The 20,641-nt window shown below is 52.6% G+C and carries 19 protein-coding genes and 1 other annotated feature; of the genes, 13 read left to right on the plus strand and 6 right to left on the minus strand.

Annotated elements, in window-relative coordinates; all coding sequences use genetic code 11:
- Position 1 precedes the first annotated feature (1 nt).
- The 3 genes from creB to creD are packed head-to-tail and all read left to right on the plus strand — an operon-like array spanning position 2 to position 3,534.
- Positions 2-691: a two-component system response regulator CreB gene (gene creB / locus ACVXHP_RS13500; RefSeq protein WP_316130651.1), complete on the plus strand. Its 690-nt coding sequence runs from the start codon at positions 2-4 to the stop codon at positions 689-691.
- A complete protein-coding gene (creC, locus tag ACVXHP_RS13505) occupies positions 691-2,115 on the plus strand; it encodes a two-component system sensor histidine kinase CreC (RefSeq protein WP_316130650.1) in 1,425 nt (474 codons plus the stop codon). The genes creB and creC overlap by 1 nt, the downstream gene beginning before the upstream one ends.
- Positions 2,116-2,172: 57 nt before the next feature.
- The gene (creD, locus tag ACVXHP_RS13510) at positions 2,173-3,534 is read left to right on the plus strand and encodes a cell envelope integrity protein CreD (protein ID WP_447571637.1); all 1,362 of its coding nucleotides are present in this window, start codon (positions 2,173-2,175) and stop codon (positions 3,532-3,534) included.
- A 60-nt stretch (positions 3,535-3,594) separates the two neighbouring features.
- Here creD and arcA read toward each other — a convergent pair whose 3' ends face one another.
- Complete coding sequence (gene arcA, locus ACVXHP_RS13515) at positions 3,595-4,311, minus strand: two-component system response regulator ArcA (protein ID WP_001194359.1); 717 nt, start codon at positions 4,309-4,311, stop codon at positions 3,595-3,597.
- Positions 4,312-4,406: 95 nt separating this feature from the next.
- On the opposite strand from arcA, the gene yjjY reads away from it, so the two are divergent.
- From yjjY to thrC, 6 genes are all read left to right on the plus strand, one after another.
- Entirely contained in the window at positions 4,407-4,547 is a 141-nt protein-coding gene (gene yjjY / locus ACVXHP_RS13520) for a YjjY family protein (RefSeq protein WP_042998021.1), read from the plus strand.
- Between the two features lie 398 nt (positions 4,548-4,945).
- The gene (locus tag ACVXHP_RS13525) at positions 4,946-5,632 is read left to right on the plus strand and encodes a tRNA/rRNA methyltransferase (RefSeq protein ID WP_150344638.1); all 687 of its coding nucleotides are present in this window, start codon (positions 4,946-4,948) and stop codon (positions 5,630-5,632) included.
- Between the two features lie 206 nt (positions 5,633-5,838).
- Positions 5,839-5,965: a sequence feature (Thr leader region), on the plus strand.
- Positions 5,844-5,909, plus strand: a complete 66-nt coding sequence (gene thrL / locus ACVXHP_RS13530; protein WP_032337689.1) for a thr operon leader peptide — start codon at positions 5,844-5,846, stop codon at positions 5,907-5,909. (Overlaps the previous feature by 66 nt.)
- 23 nt (positions 5,966-5,988) lie before the next feature.
- Entirely contained in the window at positions 5,989-8,451 is a 2,463-nt protein-coding gene (gene thrA / locus ACVXHP_RS13535; protein ID WP_200008514.1) for a bifunctional aspartate kinase/homoserine dehydrogenase I, read from the plus strand.
- Between the two features lies 1 nt (position 8,452).
- Positions 8,453-9,382: a homoserine kinase gene (gene thrB / locus ACVXHP_RS13540; RefSeq protein WP_204561636.1), complete on the plus strand. Its 930-nt coding sequence runs from the start codon at positions 8,453-8,455 to the stop codon at positions 9,380-9,382.
- Positions 9,383-9,385: 3 nt separating this feature from the next.
- Positions 9,386-10,672: a threonine synthase gene (gene thrC, locus ACVXHP_RS13545; protein ID WP_447571638.1), complete on the plus strand. Its 1,287-nt coding sequence runs from the start codon at positions 9,386-9,388 to the stop codon at positions 10,670-10,672.
- Positions 10,673-10,756: 84 nt separating this feature from the next.
- Here the strand turns inward: thrC and yaaA are convergent, their stop codons facing one another.
- Both yaaA and ACVXHP_RS13555 read right to left on the minus strand, forming a co-directional pair.
- On the minus strand, positions 10,757-11,530 hold the full coding sequence (gene yaaA / locus ACVXHP_RS13550) for a peroxide stress protein YaaA (protein WP_447571639.1): 774 nt from the start codon (positions 11,528-11,530) through the stop codon (positions 10,757-10,759).
- A gap of 77 nt (positions 11,531-11,607) precedes the next feature.
- Positions 11,608-13,038, minus strand: a complete 1,431-nt coding sequence (locus ACVXHP_RS13555) for an alanine/glycine:cation symporter family protein (protein WP_447571640.1) — start codon at positions 13,036-13,038, stop codon at positions 11,608-11,610.
- Positions 13,039-13,312: 274 nt separating this feature from the next.
- On the opposite strand from ACVXHP_RS13555, the gene tal reads away from it, so the two are divergent.
- From tal to ACVXHP_RS13570, 3 genes are all read left to right on the plus strand, one after another.
- The gene (gene tal, locus ACVXHP_RS13560; protein ID WP_005124064.1) at positions 13,313-14,266 is read left to right on the plus strand and encodes a transaldolase; all 954 of its coding nucleotides are present in this window, start codon (positions 13,313-13,315) and stop codon (positions 14,264-14,266) included.
- Between the two features lie 110 nt (positions 14,267-14,376).
- On the plus strand, positions 14,377-14,964 hold the full coding sequence (gene mog / locus ACVXHP_RS13565) for a molybdopterin adenylyltransferase (RefSeq protein ID WP_003829749.1): 588 nt from the start codon (positions 14,377-14,379) through the stop codon (positions 14,962-14,964).
- 124 nt (positions 14,965-15,088) lie between these two features.
- Positions 15,089-16,396 carry an MFS transporter gene (locus ACVXHP_RS13570; RefSeq protein WP_200008522.1) on the plus strand — a complete coding sequence of 436 codons (1,308 nt, stop codon included), beginning with the start codon at positions 15,089-15,091 and terminating at the stop codon, positions 16,394-16,396.
- Positions 16,397-16,430: 34 nt separating this feature from the next.
- On the opposite strand, the gene satP is transcribed toward ACVXHP_RS13570, so the two are convergent.
- From satP to ACVXHP_RS13585, 3 genes are all read right to left on the minus strand, one after another.
- A complete protein-coding gene (gene satP / locus ACVXHP_RS13575) occupies positions 16,431-16,997 on the minus strand; it encodes an acetate uptake transporter (protein ID WP_042312473.1) in 567 nt (188 codons plus the stop codon).
- Between the two features lie 148 nt (positions 16,998-17,145).
- Positions 17,146-17,859, minus strand: a complete 714-nt coding sequence (gene msyB / locus ACVXHP_RS13580) for an acidic protein MsyB (protein WP_447571641.1) — start codon at positions 17,857-17,859, stop codon at positions 17,146-17,148.
- Positions 17,860-17,891: 32 nt separating this feature from the next.
- On the minus strand, positions 17,892-18,296 hold the full coding sequence (locus ACVXHP_RS13585; protein ID WP_042312469.1) for a DUF2541 family protein: 405 nt from the start codon (positions 18,294-18,296) through the stop codon (positions 17,892-17,894).
- A gap of 384 nt (positions 18,297-18,680) precedes the next feature.
- Between ACVXHP_RS13585 and dnaK the strand changes: the two genes are divergently transcribed.
- Positions 18,681-20,603, plus strand: coding sequence for a molecular chaperone DnaK (dnaK, locus tag ACVXHP_RS13590; RefSeq protein WP_042312465.1), 1,923 nt, complete (start codon positions 18,681-18,683; stop codon positions 20,601-20,603).
- Positions 20,604-20,641: the final 38 nt, after the last annotated feature.

A 20,641-nucleotide genomic window follows, 5' to 3' on the forward strand; every position in this document is an offset into this window, starting at 1 on the left:
TATGCAACAGCCGTTGATCTGGTTGGTTGAGGATGAGCAGGGAATCGCGGATACGCTTATCTACATGCTGCAGCAGGAAGGTTTTAGCGTAGAAGCGTTTGAGCGCGGGCTACCGGTGCTGGAAAATGCGCGCCAGAGATGCCCCGATGCGATAATTCTGGACGTCGGCCTACCGGATATCAGTGGTTTTGAGCTGTGTCGACGTCTGCTGGAACGTCATCCGGCGCTGCCGATCCTGTTTCTCACCGCGCGCAGCGATGAAGTGGACCGACTACTGGGGCTGGAAATCGGCGCGGATGACTATGTTGCCAAACCTTTCTCGCCGCGTGAGGTGTGCGCCCGGGTACGTACCCTGCTGCGGCGGGTGCAAAAATTTGCCTCTCCTTCCTCAACGACGCGCTGTGGGGATTTCGAACTCAATGAGCTGGCCGCGCAGATTACCTGGTTCGGTATACCGTTAAACCTGACGCGCTATGAATTCCTGTTGCTGAAAACACTGCTGATGTCGCCGGGGCGCATATACTCTCGCCAGCAATTGATGGATTTAGTCTGGGCCGATGCGCAGGACACTTTCGACAGAACGGTCGATACCCACATCAAAACGCTGCGTGCCAAACTGCGGGCGATCAACCCTGAGATCTCGCCCATTAATACGCATCGCGGTATGGGATACAGCCTGAGGAGCGTCTGATGCGCATTGGTATGCGTTTGCTGCTCGGTTATTTCCTGATTGTCGCCGTCGCCGCCTGGTTCGTGTTGTCGATCTTTGTGCAGGAAATTAAGCCTGGCGTCCGCCGGGCGACTGAAGGCACATTGATTGATACTGCCACGCTGCTGGCTGCGCTGGCGCGTGATGACTTACTTTCTGACGCCCCCGCTAACGGTAAGCTGGCGCAGGCATTTTCCCAACTGCATAACCGCCCATTCCGCGCCAATATCAGTGGCATTAACAAGGTGCGTAATGAATACCATGTCTACATGACGGATGCGCAGGGCAAGGTGCTGTTTGATTCCGCTAACCAGGCGGTCGGCCAGGACTACTCCCGTTGGAATGATGTATGGTTAACATTGCGCGGGCAGTATGGCGCCCGCAGTACGTTGCAGAATCCGAACGATCCGGAAAGTTCGGTGATGTACGTTGCCGCGCCGATCGTTGACGGCGGGCGTATTATTGGCGTGCTTAGCGTCGGCAAACCCAATGCGGCGATGGCGCCGGTGATTAAACGCAGTGAGCGGCGGATGCTGTGGGCCAGCGCGGTATTGCTGGGGATCGCCTTAGTGATAGGCGCCGCAATGGTATGGTGGATCAACCGTTCCATTGCCCGGCTGGCGCGCTATGCCGATTCTGTTACCGAGAACCGCCCCGTCGCGCTGCCTGATTTAGGCAGCAGCGAGCTACGTAAACTGGCGCAGGCGCTGGAAAGTATGCGTCTGAAGCTGGAGGGCAAGAATTATATTGAGCAGTACGTTTATGCGTTAACGCATGAACTCAAAAGCCCGCTGGCGGCCATTCGCGGCGCGGCGGAAATTTTGCGCGAAGGCCCGCCGCCGAACGTGGTGGCGCGTTTTACCGATAATATTCTGGCACAAAATGCGCGTATGCAGGCGCTGGTTGAAACCTTGTTACGCCAGGCGCGACTGGAGAATCGACAGGACATTACGTTGATGCCAGTGGCGGTAGATACGCTGTTTGCCCAGCTCAAAGAGGCCCGAAGCGTGCAACTGGCGGCAAAAAACATCACGCTGACCATTATGCCTTCATCGCTCAGCGTCGATGCCGATCCCGCGCTGCTGGAGCAGGCATTGGGGAATTTGCTCGACAACGCTATCGACTTTACGCCACCGGATGGGACGATTGTGCTGAGTGCGCATCAGCACGAGGATCAGGTCACGTTGCAGGTTACCGACAGCGGTAGCGGGATCCCTGACTTTGCGTTGCCGCGTATTTTTGAGCGCTTCTATTCGTTGCCCCGTGAAAATGGGCTTAAGAGCAGCGGATTGGGATTGGCGTTTGTCAGTGAGGTTGCGCGACTGCATGCAGGCTCGGTGACCTTACGCAATCGACCGGAAGGTGGCGCACAGGCTTCGTTTACGCTTCACCGTCACTTCACATAACTTCAAATTCTCCGCACATAGCTGTTCTACCTTGCAGGTATTGCAAAGGAGAACGCTATGTTGAAATCACCCCTGTTCTGGAAAATCGTCACTTTGGGTGGCGCCATGCTGTTGCTGTTAATTCCCCTGACAATGGTCAGGCAGATAATCGTTGAGCGATCGGATTATCGCAATGACGTTGAAGATGCAATCCGCCAGAGCACCAGCGGGCCGCAAAAGTTGGTCGGTCCGTTGATTGCCATTCCGGTGACGGAACTTTATACCGAGCTGGAGGAGGGTAAAGAGGTGCAGCGTAAGCGCAGCTATATCCATTTCTGGCTACCGGAATCGTTGGTCGTCGAGGGAAGCCAAAACGTTGAAGCACGTAAAATTGGTATTTATGAAGGCCAGGTCTGGCATAACGATTTGGCGGTGAAAGCCGAGTTTAACGCTGAGCGTTTGAGTGATTTAAACCATCCTAATGTCAGCCTCGGCAAACCGTTTATTGTAGTGGGTGTGGGTGATGCGCGTGGTATCGGCGTGGTGAAATCCCCACAGGTCAACGGCACGTCGCTGGCCGTGGAGCCTGGAACGGGGCTGGCTGGTCGTGCTCAGGGGATCCATATTCCGCTGCCCGACGCGAGCTGGGCGGCGCAAAATCTCAGCATGGCGCTGTCGCTTAATTTGAGCGGAACCGGCGACTTCTCCGTCGTTCCGGTTGGCCGTAACAGTGAAATGACTTTAACCAGCAATTGGCCACATCCCAACTTTCTTGGGGATTTTCTTCCGGCTAAGCGTGAAATCAGTGAGTCTGGATTTAATGCCCAGTGGCAAAGCAGTTGGTTTGCCAATAATCTCGGCGAACGCTTTGATAGCGAGAAGATTGGCTGGGAGGGAATGCCTGCATTTAGCGTCGCTGTCGCCACCCCTGCGGATCAATATCAATTAACGGACAGAGCGACAAAATATGCCATTTTGCTGATTGTGCTGACCTTTATGTCTTTCTTTGTGCTTGAGAGCATGACCAGCCTTCGACTGCACCCGATGCAGTACCTGCTGGTGGGGTTATCGCTGGTGATGTTTTATCTGTTGCTGCTGGCGTTGTCAGAACACATTGGTTTTACCGCCGCGTGGATTACCGCCAGTCTGGTGGGCGCATTGATGAACGGTGTGTATTTGCAGGCGATATTACAGGGTTGGCGTAAGAGTATTTTATTCACCGTAGCGCTACTGGGGCTGGATGGCGTGATGTGGGTGTTGCTCCGTTCGCAGGACAGTTCTTTACTGCTTGGGACCAGCGTGCTGTTATTCGCGCTGTGTGGGGTGATGTTCCTGACGCGTCATCTTGACTGGCACTCGCTGGCGCAGCCAAAACCCACGTCGAAAGCGCTTCCTGAGCCGCAACCCGGTGAGAGTGACGAGTTTCGTATCTGGAAATAGGGGAGCGGTGAAATGAAAAACGGCGCATAAAGCGCCGTTTTTATACGTGTGAGGATTGAATTAATCCTGCAGGTCGCCGCAGAAACGGTAGCCTTCACCGTGGATAGTCGCGATGATTTCTGGCGTATCCGGCGTTGATTCGAAATGTTTACGAATGCGGCGGATAGTCACGTCAACGGTACGGTCATGTGGCTTCAGTTCGCGACCGGTCATTTTTTTCAGCAGTTCTGCGCGAGACTGGATTTTGCCCGGATTCTCACAGAAGTGAAGCATGGCGCGGAATTCGCTGCGTGGCAGTTTATACTGCTCGCCATCAGGACCAATCAGAGAGCGGCTGTTGATGTCCAGCTCCCAGCCATTGAACTTGTAGCTCTCGACGCTACGGCGTTCTTCGCTGACGGTACCCAGGTTCATGGTACGTGACAGCAGGTTACGAGCACGGATAGTCAGTTCGCGCGGGTTAAACGGCTTGGTGATGTAATCGTCGGCGCCGATTTCGAGGCCGAGAATTTTATCGACTTCGTTATCACGGCCCGTCAGGAACATCAGCGCAACATTAGCTTGTTCGCGGAGTTCGCGCGCTAACAGGAGGCCATTTTTCCCAGGCAGATTGATATCCATAATCACAAGGTTGATGTCATATTCAGAGAGAATCTGATGCATTTCCGCGCCATCTGTCGCTTCGAATACATCATAGCCTTCTGCTTCGAAAATGCTTTTCAACGTGTTGCGTGTTACTAACTCGTCTTCAACGATAAGAATGTGCGGGGTCTGCATGTTTGCTACCTAAATTGCCAACTAAATCGAAACAGGAAGTACAAAAGTCCCTGACCTGCCTGATGCATGCCGTAAATTAACATGATCGGCGTAACATGACTAAAGTACGTAATTGCGTTCTTGATGCACTTTCCATCAACGTCAACAACATCATTAGCTTGGTCGTGGGTAGTTTCCCTCTGGACCCGACAGTGTCAAAAACGGCTGTCATCCTAACCATTTTAACAGCAACATAACAGGCTAAGACGTACCGGACACCCAATAAAACTACGCTTCGTTGACATATATCAAGTTCAATTGTAGCACGTTAACAGTTTGATGAAATCAACGCATCCAAATGTTTGCTTTCATCACAAAATTGCAATATTACAACTAGTTGCACGAGCTAATTAATAAATGTAATGAATCCAACCAATGCTATCCATTTTAAATTAAATTATCATGGATAAACAGAAGGATATGCAACTTTTGTTAACATAAAAAGCAATAGTACAGGTTGGAAATAGTTTAGCATTTTTTATCGGAAGCGAAATCCTTTTTCAGTGATTTCTGTTAAAAATATGTAAATTCGCGCTGCGTAATATGTTGATGTGCGTCACATTATTACCTGCCGACTGGCTAAAAGAGTATCGAAATGCGTTTAACAATTATTCTGGTTGCCCCTGCCAGAGCGGAAAATATTGGCGCGGCAGCCCGCGCCATGAAGACTATGGGATTCACCCAATTGCGGATCGTGGACAGCGAGGCCCATCTGGAACCTGCAACGCGGTGGGTCGCACATGGTTCTGGCGACATTATTGATAATATTAGTGTTTTTCCAACGTTAGCCGAAGCGCTGCACGACGTTGATTTTACCGTTGCCACCACTGCGCGTAGCCGGGCAAAGTTCCATTATTACGCCACGCCGGTCGAACTCGTGCCTCTGTTGCAGGAAAAATCGGCGTGGATGGATCATGCCGCGCTGGTGTTTGGCCGCGAAGATTCCGGGCTGACCAACGAAGAATTAGCGCTGGCGGATGTCCTTACCGGGGTACCAATGGTGGCTGACTACCCTTCACTCAATCTGGGGCAGGCGGTGATGGTGTATTGCTATCAATTAGCAGGTTTAATACAACAACCGGCCAAAAATAGTGAGGTGACGGATGAACTTCAGTTGCAGGCGTTGCGCGCGCGCGTTTTGCGTTTATTAGCCACGCTGAACGTTTCTGACGACATCAAACTCACCGACTGGCTGCAACAGCGAATGGGCTTATTAGGGCAGCGAGACACGGCAATGCTGCACCGTTTTTTACATGATATAGAAAAAAACATAACAAAATAAAATGCTGGGTTATGCTGTCTTGTTAGCGTTTTGTTTTGGCTTCAAGTGGGTCTGACATACTGTATTGGTTGAAAGTAAAAGGGCAAGCAGTGGCTCATGAACAAGTTTCGGAATGTGATCAATTTAAAAATTTATTGACTTAGGTCAGCAGATACTTTAACCCTAAAAGAATACAAGACAGACAGATAATAATTACAGAGCACACAACATCATGAAACGCATCAGCATCACTATTACCACAACCATCACCATTACCACAGGTAACGGTGCGGGCTGACGCGTACAGGAAACACAAGAAAAAGCCCGCACCTAAACAGTGCGGGCTTTTTTTTCGACCAAAGGCAATGAGGTAAACCATGCGAGTGTTGAAGTTCGGCGGTACATCAGTGGCAAATGCAGAGCGATTTCTGCGGGTTGCCGACATTCTGGAAAGCAATGCCAGACAGGGGCAGGTCGCGACCGTTCTCTCTGCCCCCGCCAAAATTACCAACCATCTGGTGGCGATGATTGAAAAGACCATCGGTGGTCAGGATGCTTTAGCCAATATCAGCGACGCCGAACGCATTTTCTCAGAGCTTTTAGTTGGTCTTGCCGCCGCGCAGCCGGGTTTTCCGCTGGCTCCGCTTAAAGCCTTGGTTGAACAAGAATTTGCCCAGATTAAGCACGTCCTGCATGGTATCAGCCTGTTGGGGCAGTGTCCGGACAGCATCAATGCTGCGCTTATCTGCCGTGGCGAAAAAATGTCGATCGCCATCATGGCTGGCCTGCTGGAAGCGCGCGGGCACAACGTGACGGTCATTGATCCGGTTGAGAAGCTGCTGGCGGTTGGCCATTACCTCGAATCTACCGTTGATATCGCCGAGTCTACGCGCCGCATTGCCGCCAGTCGTATTCCTGCGGACCATATGATTCTGATGGCCGGATTTACCGCCGGGAATGAAAAAGGTGAGTTAGTGGTGCTGGGGCGTAATGGCTCTGACTACTCTGCCGCTGTACTGGCCGCCTGTTTACGTGCGGACTGTTGCGAGATCTGGACCGATGTCGACGGCGTTTATACCTGCGATCCGCGCCAGGTACCCGACGCCCGACTGCTGAAGTCGATGTCTTATCAGGAAGCAATGGAGCTTTCTTACTTCGGCGCTAAAGTGCTACATCCGCGTACCATTACCCCCATTGCCCAGTTCCAGATCCCGTGCCTGATTAAAAACACCGGCAATCCGCAAGCGCCCGGTACGCTGATCGGCGCCAGCAGTGATGACGACGACTTGCCGGTAAAAGGTATTTCTAACCTCAATAACATGGCGATGTTTAGCGTTTCTGGCCCAGGAATGAAAGGTATGGTGGGCATGGCGGCACGCGTTTTTGCCGCGATGTCGCGTGCGGGCATCTCGGTGGTGCTGATTACGCAATCCTCTTCTGAATACAGCATTAGCTTCTGTGTCCCGCAGGGCGACTGCGCGCGTGCGCAGCGGGCGATGCAGGATGAATTCTACCTCGAACTGAAAGAAGGCCTGCTGGAGCCGCTGGCGGTGACTGAGCGTCTGGCTATTATCTCGGTGGTGGGCGATGGTATGCGCACGCTGCGCGGCATCTCGGCGAAATTCTTTGCCGCGCTGGCTCGTGCGAACATCAACATCGTGGCTATCGCCCAGGGGTCTTCTGAGCGTTCTATTTCGGTGGTAGTGAACAACGACGACGCAACTACCGGCGTACGCGTGACTCACCAGATGCTATTCAATACCGATCAGGTGATTGAAGTGTTTGTGATTGGCGTCGGCGGAGTAGGCGGTGCGCTGTTGGAGCAGCTTAAACGTCAGCAAACCTGGCTGAAAAACAAGCATATCGATTTACGCGTGTGTGGCGTGGCGAACTCGAAGGCCCTGCTGACCAACGTCCACGGTCTGAATTTGGAAAACTGGCAGTCTGAGCTGGAGTGTGCGAAAGAACCTTTCAACCTCGGGCGCTTAATTCGTCTTGTGAAAGAATATCATTTGCTCAATCCGGTGATTGTCGACTGTACCTCAAGCCAGGCGGTGGCGGATCAGTATGCCGACTTCCTGCGCGAAGGCTTCCATGTGGTCACGCCGAACAAAAAGGCCAATACGTCGTCGATGGATTACTACCATCAACTGCGTTTTGCTGCGGCGAAGTCGCGACGTAAATTCCTGTACGACACCAACGTGGGCGCGGGCTTACCGGTGATTGAAAACCTGCAAAACCTGCTCAGCGCGGGTGATGAGCTGCAGCGTTTCTCCGGGATTCTTTCCGGTTCGTTGTCGTTTATTTTTGGCAAGCTGGATGAAGGCATGAGCTTCTCGCAAGCGACTACCATGGCGCGTGAGTTGGGCTATACCGAGCCCGATCCGCGTGACGATCTTTCCGGGACGGACGTGGCGCGTAAGTTGCTGATCCTGGCCCGTGAAACCGGCCGTGAGCTGGAGCTGTCTGACATTGTCATTGAGCCGGTCCTGCCAACAGAATTTGATGATTCCGGCGATGTTTCTACGTTTATGGCGAAGTTGTCGCAACTGGATGACGCCTTTGCCGCACGGGTGGCGAAAGCCCGTGATGAGGGGAAAGTATTGCGCTATGTTGGCAATATTGAAGAGGATGGTGTCTGTCGCGTGAAAATTGATGCAGTAGATGGCAACGATCCGCTGTTCAAAGTGAAGAACGGTGAAAACGCGCTGGCGTTCTATAGCCATTACTATCAGCCGTTACCGCTGGTACTACGCGGATATGGCGCGGGGAATGACGTAACGGCGGCGGGCGTATTTGCCGACCTGCTACGTACCCTTTCATGGAAGTTAGGAGTCTGACATGGTGAGAGTTTATGCCCCGGCTTCCAGTGCCAATATGAGCGTCGGGTTTGATGTGCTTGGGGCGGCGGTAACCCCCATAGACGGTTCGCTATTGGGTGATGTTGTCTCTGTTGAGCCAGCCGACCAGTTCAGTCTGAATAATCTTGGACGCTTTGCTGACAAACTGCCTTCTGAGCCGCGAGAAAATATCGTCTATCAGTGCTGGGAGCGATTCTGTCAGGAACTGGGTAAAACCATTCCGGTGGCGATGACGCTGGAAAAAAATATGCCGATTGGCTCCGGGTTAGGTTCCAGCGCCTGTTCCGTTGTGGCGGCGTTGGTCGCCATGAACGAACACTGTGGGAAACCGCTCAACGACACGCGTCTGTTGGCGATCATGGGCGAACTGGAAGGGCGTATCTCCGGCAGTATCCATTACGATAATGTCGCCCCGTGCTTTTTGGGCGGTATGCAGTTAATGATCGAAGAAAACGGCATTATCAGCCAGCAGGTGCCAGGCTTTGATGAGTGGCTGTGGGTACTGGCGTATCCGGGGATTAAAGTGTCGACGGCAGAAGCGCGGGCAATTTTACCTGCGCAGTACCGCCGTCAGGACTGTATCGCCCACGGGCGGCATCTGGCTGGGTTTATCCATGCCTGCTATTCCCGTCAGCCCCTTCTGGCCGCGAAGCTAATGAAAGATGTCATCGCTGAGCCGTATCGTACCCGCTTGCTGCCAGGCTTCAGCCAGGCGCGTCAGGCGGTAGCGGAAATCGGCGCGCTGGCCAGTGGGATCTCCGGGTCAGGGCCGACGCTGTTCGCCTTATGCGATAAGCCGGATACGGCGCAGCGTGTCGCAGACTGGCTGGCTAAACATTATCTGCAAAATCAGGAAGGCTTTGTTCATATTTGCCGGTTGGACACGGCAGGCGCACGGGTACTGGGATAATTAATGAAACTCTATAATCTGAAAGATCACAACGAACAGGTCAGCTTTGCGCAGGCCGTCACGCAAGGGCTTGGCAAGAATCAGGGGTTGTTTTTTCCGCACGATCTGCCGGAATTCAATCTGACAGAAGTGGATGAGATGCTGAACCAGGACTTCGTTAGCCGCAGCGCTAAGATCCTTTCCGCATTTATTGGCGACGAGATCCCGCAGGAGATCCTGGAAGAGCGCGTGCGCGCGGCGTTTGCGTTCCCGGCGCCGGTTGCTCAGGTTGCAGCGGACGTTGGCTGTCTGGAGCTGTTCCACGGTCCTACGCTGGCATTTAAAGACTTTGGCGGGCGCTTTATGGCGCAGATGCTGACGCACATCAGCGGCGACAAACCGGTAACGATTCTGACGGCGACCTCCGGCGATACCGGCGCTGCCGTGGCGCATGCGTTTTATGGTCTGCCGAACGTTCGCGTGGTGATCCTCTACCCGAACGGCAAGATTAGCCCATTACAGGAAAAACTGTTCTGTACGCTGGGTGGCAACATTGAAACCGTCGCTATTGATGGTGATTTTGATGCATGTCAGGCATTGGTGAAACAGGCGTTTGATGACGAAGAACTGAAGGTGGCGCTGGGGCTGAACTCGGCTAACTCGATCAACATCAGCCGTCTGCTGGCGCAAATCTGTTACTACTTTGAAGCTGTGGCTCAACTGCCGCAAGAAGCGCGTAATCAGCTGGTTATTTCCGTTCCCAGCGGCAACTTTGGCGATCTGACCGCCGGACTGCTGGCGAAATCACTGGGCTTGCCGGTGAAGCGTTTTATCGCGGCGACCAACGTCAACGATACGGTTCCACGCTTCCTTGCAGAGGGTGAGTGGGCGCCGAAGCCGACGCAGGCGACGTTATCCAATGCGATGGATGTCAGCCAGCCGAACAACTGGCCGCGCGTGGAAGAACTGTTCCGCCGTAAAATCTGGCGTCTGAATGAGCTGGGTTATGCCGCTGTTGACGATGCTACCACTCAGGATACGATGCGCGAGCTGCATGACATGGGATACACCTCAGAACCGCATGCGGCGGTGGCTTACCGTGCGCTGCGTGACCAGTTGAATCCTGGCGAGTATGGCTTGTTCCTCGGAACCGCGCATCCGGCGAAGTTTAAGGAGAGCGTTGAAGAGATTCTTGATCTTACGCTGGCTCTGCCAAAAGAGCTGGCGGAGCGCGCGGACCTGCCGCTGCTCTCTCATCACCTGCCAGCGGATTTTGCTGCGCTGCGTAAGCTGATGATGACCCGCGGTTAACGGTGGTGCCCGCAGGCGCTTTGCTTAGCGGGCCCACAAAACCTGTAGGCCGGATAACGCGTTAGCCGCTATCCGGCATGTACACTACTGTTCGTGACGTTTAAACACCAGCTCACCTTGCCCTGATGCTTCCTCATCAAAGAAATAGCCTTCGCTGTTAAATGCCGTCAGCTGCTCTGGCTGCGTTAAGCGGTTTTCAATGATGTAGCGGCTCATCAGGCCACGCGCTTTTTTGGCATAAAAGCTGATGACTTTGAACTTGCCGTTCTTCTCATCGAGGAAGACCGGTTTGATAAGTTCGGCGTTCAGCTTTTTCGGCTTCACGGATTTAAAATATTCATCTGATGCGAGGTTAATCACCACGCTGTCGCCTTGCGCTTCCAGCGCTTCGTTAAGTTTGTCGGTGATGGTATCGCCCCAGAACTGGTAAAGATCTTTCCCCTTTGGATTGGCGAGGCGGATGCCCATCTCCAGACGGTAAGGCTGCATCAAATCCAGCGGACGCAACACGCCGTACAGCCCGGACAACATGCGTAAATGCCGCTGAGCGAAGTCGAAATCCGCCTCGCTGAAAGTTTCAGCCTGCAGTCCGGTATAGACGTCGCCTTTAAACGCCAGAATAGCCTGACGCGCATTTTCCGGTGTGAAATCAGGTTGCCAGTCATGGAAACGGGTGGCATTCAGATCCGCCAGCTTGTCGCTAATCCCCATCAGTTTGCCAATCTGCGGCGCGGAGAGTTGTCGCGCCACGTGAATAAGCTGCTGCGAGTGGTCCAGCAGTTCGGGCAGCGTGTGGCGTGTGGTTGCCAGCGGACTTTGGTAGTCGAGCGTTTTTGCAGGTGAAATCAGAATCAGCATATCCAGTCCTTGCAGGAAATTTACTGCGACTTTAGCAAAAAAAAGGACAGAGTTGATCGATGGTTGCGATTGCCGCGCTATTCACGCGGCGTTTCATCCCAGCTTTCGGGTGCAAGCTGTTGTCTGATATCAGGATAACGGCGCGGATTAAATTCTGGTCGCACCCCGAGTTTACGCTGGCGCAGATAGTCGCTGGCGAGGGTATGGACAACCGGCGAGAGCAGTAAAATCGCCGTCAGGTTAGTGATGGCCATACAGGCCATGATGATGTCGGCAAGTTGCCAGAGCAGCGGGAAGCTAAGTAATGTGCCGCCGACAACGGTGCTAATGGTCGCGATACGTAATAGCCAAATTACCCGGATATTGTCCAGCTTCAGGAAAACAAGGTTGTTTTCCGCATAGATGTAGTTGGCGACGATAGAGCTAAAGGCAAACAGGATCACAATAAAGGCGACGAATCCGGCGCCCCATTCACCCGTCAGCGAGACCATCGCTCTCTGCAGCAACTGGATGCCTTCAATGGGCATGGTACTGGTGCCATTACCCGCCAGCAGAACGATCATCGCACTGGCCGTACAGAGAATTAGCGTATCGCCTAAAACACCAATCATTTGCACAATGCCTTGTGCCGCAGGATGCGGAGGCCAGGAGGCAGCCGAGGCGGCGGCGTTCGGGGTAGATCCCATTCCGGCCTCATTCGAGAACATACCGCGTTGAAAGCCGCTGGCAATGGCCTGGCTTAGCGTGTACCCGGCGGCGCCGGCGGCGGCTTCCTGCCAACCAAAGGCGCTTTTAACGATGGTCATGATAATGCCGGGAAGCTGACCGAAATGCCAAAGGCAGATGACGAGGCTACAACCGACCCACAACAGAGCCATCACCGGAACAAACCATTGCATCAGACGGGCAACGCCTTTAATACCGCCGACGATTGCCAGCAATGACGCTATTGCCAGTGCGATACCGGAGAATAGGGGAGGGATGTCAAAGGCAAAAGCAAGTGCGCGCGAGACCGAGTTTGCCTGCACGCTGTTAAAAATCAGCCCATATGCGATGAGTAAAAAGATGGCAAAAAGCACACCCATCCAGCGCATACCCAGACCACGTGCCATATACCACGCGGGACCGCCGCGAAACTGTCCCTTGCTGTCGCGTTCTTTATACAGTTGCGCAAGTGAGCATTCGGCAAACGAGGTTGCCATACCAATGACTGCCGAGACCCACATCCAGAAAACGGCTCCCGCACCGCCTGCGGCGATTGCCAACGCAACGCCTGCCAGATTTCCGCTGCCGATCCGCGCGGCAAGACTGGTGCATAAAGCCTGAAAGGAGGTTAAACCGCCCGGTTGCGGGCTGATGCTGTTTTTAAGACTTCTGCCAAACTGGCGAATGTAGCGAAACTGAACGAACCCCGTGCGCCAGGTGAACCAACATCCTGCGCCAAGCAGGAGGTAGATCATCACCGATCCCCAGAGTATTTCATTAATAAATGCGAAAAAATCAGGCATTAACATCCCTCTTGTTGATGCCGGTAAGCGCGAATAATCCCATGTAAGCGCTACCAATTATCGACCAGTATATACCTTATAAGCAGATTGATTGCGGGAGTTTATCATAACAATAGGTATATCCCTTAATTGCGCACCTCAGGCTTTGAGATGCGTAATCAGGGCTGAGCGGCAGGTCGGACAATCCAGGCGGTTGCGCTGAGAGTGCGTCGTGCTATCATCAGGGAAGATCGGTTACATCCCCCTAACAAGCTGTTTAAAGAGAATCACTATCATGACGGACAAATTGACCTCCCTTCGTCAGTTCACCACAGTAGTGGCCGACACCGGAGACATCGCGGCAATGAAGCTGTATCAGCCTCAGGATGCCACAACTAACCCTTCTCTCATTCTTAACGCAGCGCAGATCCCGGAATATCGCAAGCTGATTGATGACGCTGTAGCCTGGGCTAAGCAGCAGAGCAACGACCGCGCGCAGCAGGTCGTCGACGCGACTGATAAACTGGCGGTAAACATCGGTCTGGAGATCCTGAAACTGGTCCCGGGACGCATTTCCACAGAAGTTGACGCTCGCCTGTCCTATGACACCGACGCGTCCATCGCGAAAGCAAAACGTCTGATCAAACTGTACAACGATGCTGGCATCAGCAACGATCGAATTCTGATCAAACTGGCTTCAACCTGGCAGGGCATCCGTGCCGCTGAGCAGCTGGAAAAAGAAGGCATCAACTGTAACCTGACCCTGCTGTTCTCCTTTGCGCAGGCGCGTGCCTGTGCAGAAGCTGGCGTATACCTGATTTCTCCGTTCGTTGGTCGTATTCTTGACTGGTACAAAGCCAACACCGACAAGAAAGAGTATGCACCGGCAGAAGATCCGGGCGTGGTTTCCGTAACGGAAATCTACGAGTATTACAAACAGCACGGTTACGAAACCGTAGTTATGGGCGCGAGCTTCCGTAACATCGGCGAAATCATTGAGCTGGCGGGCTGCGATCGTCTGACGATTGCACCGGCACTGCTGAAAGAGCTGGCGGAAAGCGAAGGCGCTATCGAACGTAAACTGTCTTTCTCTGGCGAAGTGAAAGCGCGTCCGGCACGTATCACTGAAGCTGAGTTCCTGTGGCAGCACAACCAGGATCCAATGGCTGTAGACAAACTGGCGGACGGTATCCGTAAGTTTGCTGTAGACCAGGGCAAACTGGAAAAAATGATCGGCGATCTGCTGTAATCATTTCGGCGTGGCCCTGACAGGGGTCACGCTACCTCTTCTGAAACCTGTCTGTCCTTCCTTTCGCAGTGTATCATTCTGTTTAACGAGACTGTTTAAACGGAATAATCATGAATACTTTACGCATTGGCCTGGTGTCCATTTCTGATCGTGCTTCCAGCGGCGTTTACCAGGATAAAGGTATCCCGGCCCTTGAAGAGTGGCTGGCATCAGCCCTTACGACCCCTTTTGAGCTGCAAACGCGGTTGATCCCGGATGAACAGGCGATTATCGAACAAACCTTATGCGAGCTGGTTGATGAAATGAGCTGTCATCTGGTGCTGACGACCGGCGGAACGGGTCCGGCACGTCGCGACGTAACGCCAGACGCTACGCTGGCTGTAGCTGACCGCCAGATGCCAGGTTTTGGTGAGCAAATGCGCCAGATAAGCCTGCACTTTGTGCCAACCGCAATCCTTTCCCGTCAGGTTGGCGTGATTCGTAAACAGGCGCTGATCCTGAATCTGCCTGGGCAGCCGAAATCGATCAAAGAAACGCTGGAAGGCGTGAAAGATGCTGATGGTAAGGTCATCGTGCCAGGTATCTTTGCAAGTGTACCGTATTGTATACAGCTGTTAGATGGGCCTTATGTCGAAACTGCACCGGCAGTTGTAGCATCTTTTCGTCCTAAAAGCGCAATACGCGATATAAACGCCTGAAAGTAGCCTGATCGTGATATAAGTAACAATGAAGGTGGAGTATTGAATTGTTTACGATATAGTAATTTTTGCTTTACATTTATCGACAGACATATTCAATTACTCCACTGACTCATGGTTTGCTATGTCACAACACACTCGACCCCTGAATCGCCAGGATTATAAAACCCTTACGCTTGCTGCACTCGGCGGGGCGCTTGAGTTTTATGATTTCATTATCTTCGTCTTCTTTGCCGCTGTTGTTGGCGAACTCTTCTTCCCGGCAGATATCCCTGAATGGCTACGTCAGGTACAAACCTTCGGCATTTTTGCCGCCGGATACCTGGCGCGTCCATTGGGCGGCATCATTATGGCGCATTTTGGCGACCTGGTCGGACGCAAGAAAATGTTTACCCTGAGCATTTTGCTGATGGCGATACCGACGCTGGCGATTGGTTTGTTGCCTACCTATGTCTCAATGGGGATCCTCGCGCCGTTACTATTATTACTGATGCGCATTTTGCAGGGCGCAGCCATTGGGGGAGAAGTGCCGGGAGCGTGGGTGTTCGTGGCGGAACATGTACCGGCGCGTCGCATCGGCATTGCCTGCGGAACACTGACTGCTGGGCTGACAGTGGGGATTCTGCTGGGTTCGGTGGTTGCAACGCTGGTGAACACCAGCCTGACGCAACAGGCGGTGCATGACTACGGCTGGCGTATTCCTTTCCTGCTGGGCGGCGTGTTTGGGCTGGTGGCGATGTACCTGCGCCGCTGGCTGCAGGAAACGCCTATCTTCCTCGAAATGCAGCAGCGTAAAGCGTTGGCGCAAGAGCTACCGGTGAAGTCGGTGGTGAGCAAACATAAAAAAGCGGTGGTCATTTCCATGCTGCTGACCTGGCTGTTATCGGCCGGGATTGTTGTGGTGATCCTGATGTCGCCAGTCTGGTTGCAAAAGCAGTATGGCTTTGCGCCAGCATTGACGTTACAAGCCAACAGCGTCGCGACCATTATGCTGTGCGTCGGTTGTCTGCTGGCCGGGTTTATTGTCGACCGGGTTGGTGCCAGCAAAACCTTTATTGTCGGTAGCCTGCTGCTGGCCTGTTCGAGCTGGTTTTTCTATCATCTGACCGGTAGCCATCCTCAGCACTTGTTCCTGCTGTATGGGCTGGTAGGCTTGTGCGTTGGCGTGGTGGGGGCTGTGCCTTATGTCATGGTACGAGCGTTTCCAGCGGAAGTCCGCTTTACCGGTATCTCGTTTTCTTACAACGTTTCGTACGCCATTTTTGGTGGTCTGACGCCAATCGCCGTAACGATGTTAATGGGCGTGTCGCCAATGGCTCCAGCCTGGTATGTACTGGCGTTATCGCTGGTGGGGTTAGGACTGGGGATTTGGCTGCGACAGGATATTTATCATCGCGATACGAGCGTGCAGGGAGAGTTACAGCGCTTATAAGGAATATCCCCCCGCGAGGGGGGATAGCGTCAGATTAGTGCGTTTCACCAATCGGCAGTATGGTACGGCCAAACTGTTCGTTCAGCACTTCGCCCATCGCCAGGTAAATGGCGCTTGCGCCACACACTAAGCCAACCCAGCCAGCAACGTGGATGATCGCTTCGTTACCCGCAATGTTGCCCACGGCCAGCAGCGCGAACAGCACCGTCAGGCTCAGGAAGACAAACTGCAGCGCACGAGCCGCTTTCAGCGTGCCGAAGAACATGAACAGTGTGAACACGCCCCACAGACCCAGGTATACGCCCAGGAACTGACCATTGGTTGCATCCGCCAGGCCCATTTTCGGCATGATCAGGATCGCAACCAGCGTCAGCCAGAACGAACCGTAGGAGGTAAAGGCGGTTAAACCGAAGGTGTTGCCTTTTTTATATTCCAGCAGCCCGGCAAAAATTTGCGCGATACCGCCGTAGAAAATGCCCATCGCCAGAATAATAACGTCAAAGGCGAAGAAACCCGCGTTATGCAGGTTAAGCAGAATGGTGGTCATGCCAAAGCCCATCAGGCCCAGCGGTGCCGGATTAGCCAACTTAGTGTTGCCCATAATTCCTCAAAATCATCATTGATTGAATGGTGAAATAGTTTCCCCGAATAACGATCACTGTCTTCGGGGCGCGGCATGATAATCAGGGGAGAGGGCACTGTCTATGATCTAACGAAGGGAAAATGAATTATTTTCCCTGTGATGTGCATCACGCTTGTGCGCTGTTGATCATTCTGCGCAGACAGGCGATTTGTAGTACCGCCGGGATCGTCACGCGATAGGCGCTGCCGCTCACCGCTTTAACCCCGTTTAAAGCCGCGCCGACCGGGCCGCCAAGCCCTGCGCCGCGTAGCAGTCCATGTCCGATGACGCTCACTGCGGCATGGGTACGCAGGATCTGAGTAAGCTGACTGGAGAGCAGGTGAGAAACGCCAGTCGCCAGATGGCGATCCTTCATTAATAGCGGCAGTAACTCTTCCAGCTCAGAGACTTTTGCATCAACGGCCTGCAAAAAGATCTGCTTATGTTCCGCATCCATTTTTTGCCAGGCATTTCGTAGAAAGTGTTCCAGTAAATACTGCTCAATTTCATACGTGGACATCGCTTTGTCGGCTTTAAGCTTCAGACGCTTCGAAACATCCAGCAAAATCGCCCGATATAGCTTTCCATGACCACGAAGTTTATTGGCAATGCTGTCGCCACCATAATGCTGAAGTTCTCCGGCGATCAGTTGCCAGTTGCGGCGGTGCTGTTCCGGGTGTCCTTCCATCGATTTAAATAATTCGTTGTGGCTCAGAACGCTCGACAGACGGGCTTTGCCTTTTTCATTATGCGTTAACAGGCGAGTAATCGTGGCGAGTTGTTCCTCACTGCAATGCTGCAAAAAGTCGAGGTCGTCGTCATGCAAATACGTGACATTCATGTTTTCTATGGCTTCTGAATAAAAGGGTGGAATTAGTCGTCGCCGATGACTTTAAGCGTCGCCATGTCAGAAGAGTTTACCGACTGGCCTGAAAAGGTGATTTTGGATACGCAGCGTTTGTTGTCGTTGTCGCTATTAATGTTGATCCAATTGGTGGTTTGCCCCTCTTTAATGGATGACGGGACATTCAGGCTTTGGCTGGAAGTGCGCGCAGCTTTGAAGTAAACGGATGCGCCGTTAAGGTTAATATCGCCTCGATCGGCGGTGAGCTGAATACGCTTTACCACCCGACAAACCGGGATTTTGAGCGTGAGATCGTTAGTTGCGTTGCGGGGCATAGCAATCATCCCCAGAACTTTATGATCGTTAGCGTGCGCGGCGCTGCTCAGCAGCAGGCCCATAAGCAGGCTGGCGGAAAGGGTTAAAACGGATTTCATGGAATTTCTCTTTGACGGCTGCAAAAGTGTGAGGATTTGCACTATTTTACCGCCGACAGAAAAACGATTCATTCGCGTAATCTTTTCTTTTTATTACAATTTTTATGTGAATAACAGTGCTTTATTAATTGGTTTTATGAATTAATTTTGATCGGCGATTATTCATTTTTTGTGGTTTTGTGCCTTTTTTCGGCAAATTTATTGCTTCTGCGCTAAAAAAATTTTTCATGCCCCCCTTGATGAAGTGGGTTACGACCCCACTTAGTAGTCAACCGCAGTGGTGAGTCTGAAAAAAAACGATTCAGGGTAGTTGAAACCGCACGTTTCGCCCTTATTACAGATTCACAACCACATGATGACCGAATTTTTAGTGGAGACGTTTAGATGGGTAAAATTATTGGTATCGACCTGGGTACTACCAACTCTTGTGTAGCGATTATGGATGGCACTACTGCACGTGTGCTGGAGAACGCCGAGGGCGATCGCACCACGCCTTCTATCATTGCTTATACCCAGGATGGTGAAACTCTGGTTGGTCAGCCGGCTAAACGTCAGGCAGTGACAAACCCGCAAAACACCCTGTTTGCGATTAAACGCCTGATTGGCCGCCGCTTCCAGGACGAAGAAGTGCAGCGTGATGAAGCCATCATGCCGTACAAAATCATCGGTGCTGACAACGGTGATGCATGGATTGACGTAAAAGGTCAGAAAATGGCACCGCCGCAGATCTCTGCAGAAGTGCTGAAGAAAATGAAGAAAACGGCTGAAGATTACCTGGGTGAACCGGTAACTGAAGCGGTTATCACCGTGCCTGCATACTTTAACGATGCTCAGCGTCAGGCAACCAAAGACGCCGGTCGTATCGCTGGTCTGGAAGTAAAACGTATCATCAACGAACCAACCGCAGCTGCGCTGGCTTACGGCCTGGACAAAGAAGTCGGCAACCGTACTATCGCGGTTTATGACCTCGGTGGTGGTACTTTCGATATCTCTATTATCGAAATCGACGAAGTTGACGGCGAAAAAACCTTCGAAGTTCTGGCAACCAACGGTGATACCCACCTGGGTGGTGAAGACTTCGACAGCCGTATGATCAACTACCTGGTTGACGAGTTTAAGAAAGATCAGGGTATCGACCTGCGTAATGACCCGCTGGCGATGCAGCGTCTGAAAGAAGCCGCTGAGAAAGCGAAGATCGAGCTGTCTTCCGCTCAGCAGACCGACGTGAACCTGCCGTACATCACTGCAGACGCGACTGGTCCGAAACACATGAACATCAAAGTGACCCGTGCGAAACTGGAAAGCCTGGTTGAAGACCTGGTTAACCGTTCTATCGAGCCGCTGAAAGTTGCTCTGCAGGACGCCGGCCTGTCTGTTTCTGATATCAACGACGTTATTCTCGTTGGTGGTCAGACGCGTATGCCGATGGTCCAGAAGAAAGTTGCTGAATTCTTCGGTAAAGAGCCGCGTAAAGACGTTAACCCGGACGAAGCCGTGGCAATCGGTGCTGCCGTTCAGGGTGGTGTATTGACTGGTGATGTGAAAGACGTACTGCTGCTGGACGTTACCCCGCTGTCTCTGGGTATCGAAACCATGGGCGGCGTGATGACGCCACTGATCGCGAAAAACACGACCATCCCGACTAAGCACAGCCAGGTGTTCTCTACCGCTGAAGACAACCAGTCTGCGGTAACCATCCACGTGCTGCAGGGTGAACGTAAACGTGCTGCCGATAACAAAGACCTGGGTCAGTTTAACCTGGATGGTATCAGCCCGGCTCCGCGCGGCATGCCGCAGATCGAAGTTACCTTCGATATTGATGCCGACGGTATCCTGCACGTTTCCGCGAAAGATAAAAACAGCGGTAAAGAGCAGAAGATCACCATCAAGGCTTCTTCTGGTCTGAACGAAGAAGAAATCCAGAAAATGGTTCGCGAAGCAGAAGCGAACGCAGAATCTGACCGTAAGTTTGAAGAGCTGGTTCAGACCCGTAACCAGGGCGACCATCTGCTGCACAGCACTCGCAAGCAGGTTGAAGAAGCAGGCGACCAACTGCCGGCTGACGACAAAACTGCCATCGAGTCTGCACTGACCGCGCTGGAAACTTCTCTGAAAGGCGAAGACAAAGCGGATATTGAAGCGAAAATGCAGGCGCTGGCACAGGTTTCCCAGAAACTGATGGAAATCGCTCAGCAGCAGCACGCACAGCAGCAAGCTGGTGCAGCAGGCGCTGATGCTTCTGCAAACAACGCGAAAGATGACGACGTTGTCGACGCTGAGTTTGAAGAAGTGAAAGACAAAAAATAATCGCCCTTTGAACGGGTAATTACTGGCACGGGCGAAGA

This window comes from Citrobacter freundii complex sp. 2025EL-00176 (genome assembly GCF_053309355.1).

Excerpts from the sequence above, each read along its gene's own strand:
- ACVXHP_RS13525 (WP_150344638.1), top strand. The coding sequence starts at position 4,946 with ATGCGTTTAACAATTATTCTGGTTGCCCCTGCCAGAGCGGAAAATATT.
- tal (WP_005124064.1), top strand. The coding sequence starts at position 13,313 with ATGACGGACAAATTGACCTCCCTTCGTCAGTTCACCACAGTAGTGGCC.
- creD (WP_447571637.1), top strand. The coding sequence starts at position 2,173 with ATGTTGAAATCACCCCTGTTCTGGAAAATCGTCACTTTGGGTGGCGCC.
- thrB (WP_204561636.1), top strand. The coding sequence starts at position 8,453 with ATGGTGAGAGTTTATGCCCCGGCTTCCAGTGCCAATATGAGCGTCGGG.
- mog (WP_003829749.1), top strand. The coding sequence starts at position 14,377 with ATGAATACTTTACGCATTGGCCTGGTGTCCATTTCTGATCGTGCTTCC.
- satP (WP_042312473.1), bottom strand. The coding sequence starts at position 16,997 with ATGGGCAACACTAAGTTGGCTAATCCGGCACCGCTGGGCCTGATGGGC.
- thrC (WP_447571638.1), top strand. The coding sequence starts at position 9,386 with ATGAAACTCTATAATCTGAAAGATCACAACGAACAGGTCAGCTTTGCG.
- msyB (WP_447571641.1), bottom strand. The coding sequence starts at position 17,859 with ATGAATGTCACGTATTTGCATGACGACGACCTCGACTTTTTGCAGCAT.
- yjjY (WP_042998021.1), top strand. The coding sequence starts at position 4,407 with ATGACTAAAGTACGTAATTGCGTTCTTGATGCACTTTCCATCAACGTC.
- thrA (WP_200008514.1), top strand. The coding sequence starts at position 5,989 with ATGCGAGTGTTGAAGTTCGGCGGTACATCAGTGGCAAATGCAGAGCGA.
- ACVXHP_RS13585 (WP_042312469.1), bottom strand. The coding sequence starts at position 18,296 with ATGAAATCCGTTTTAACCCTTTCCGCCAGCCTGCTTATGGGCCTGCTG.
- ACVXHP_RS13570 (WP_200008522.1), top strand. The coding sequence starts at position 15,089 with ATGTCACAACACACTCGACCCCTGAATCGCCAGGATTATAAAACCCTT.
- creC (WP_316130650.1), top strand. The coding sequence starts at position 691 with ATGCGCATTGGTATGCGTTTGCTGCTCGGTTATTTCCTGATTGTCGCC.
- creB (WP_316130651.1), top strand. The coding sequence starts at position 2 with ATGCAACAGCCGTTGATCTGGTTGGTTGAGGATGAGCAGGGAATCGCG.
- ACVXHP_RS13555 (WP_447571640.1), bottom strand. The coding sequence starts at position 13,038 with ATGCCTGATTTTTTCGCATTTATTAATGAAATACTCTGGGGATCGGTG.
- yaaA (WP_447571639.1), bottom strand. The coding sequence starts at position 11,530 with ATGCTGATTCTGATTTCACCTGCAAAAACGCTCGACTACCAAAGTCCG.
- arcA (WP_001194359.1), bottom strand. The coding sequence starts at position 4,311 with ATGCAGACCCCGCACATTCTTATCGTTGAAGACGAGTTAGTAACACGC.
- dnaK (WP_042312465.1), top strand. The coding sequence starts at position 18,681 with ATGGGTAAAATTATTGGTATCGACCTGGGTACTACCAACTCTTGTGTA.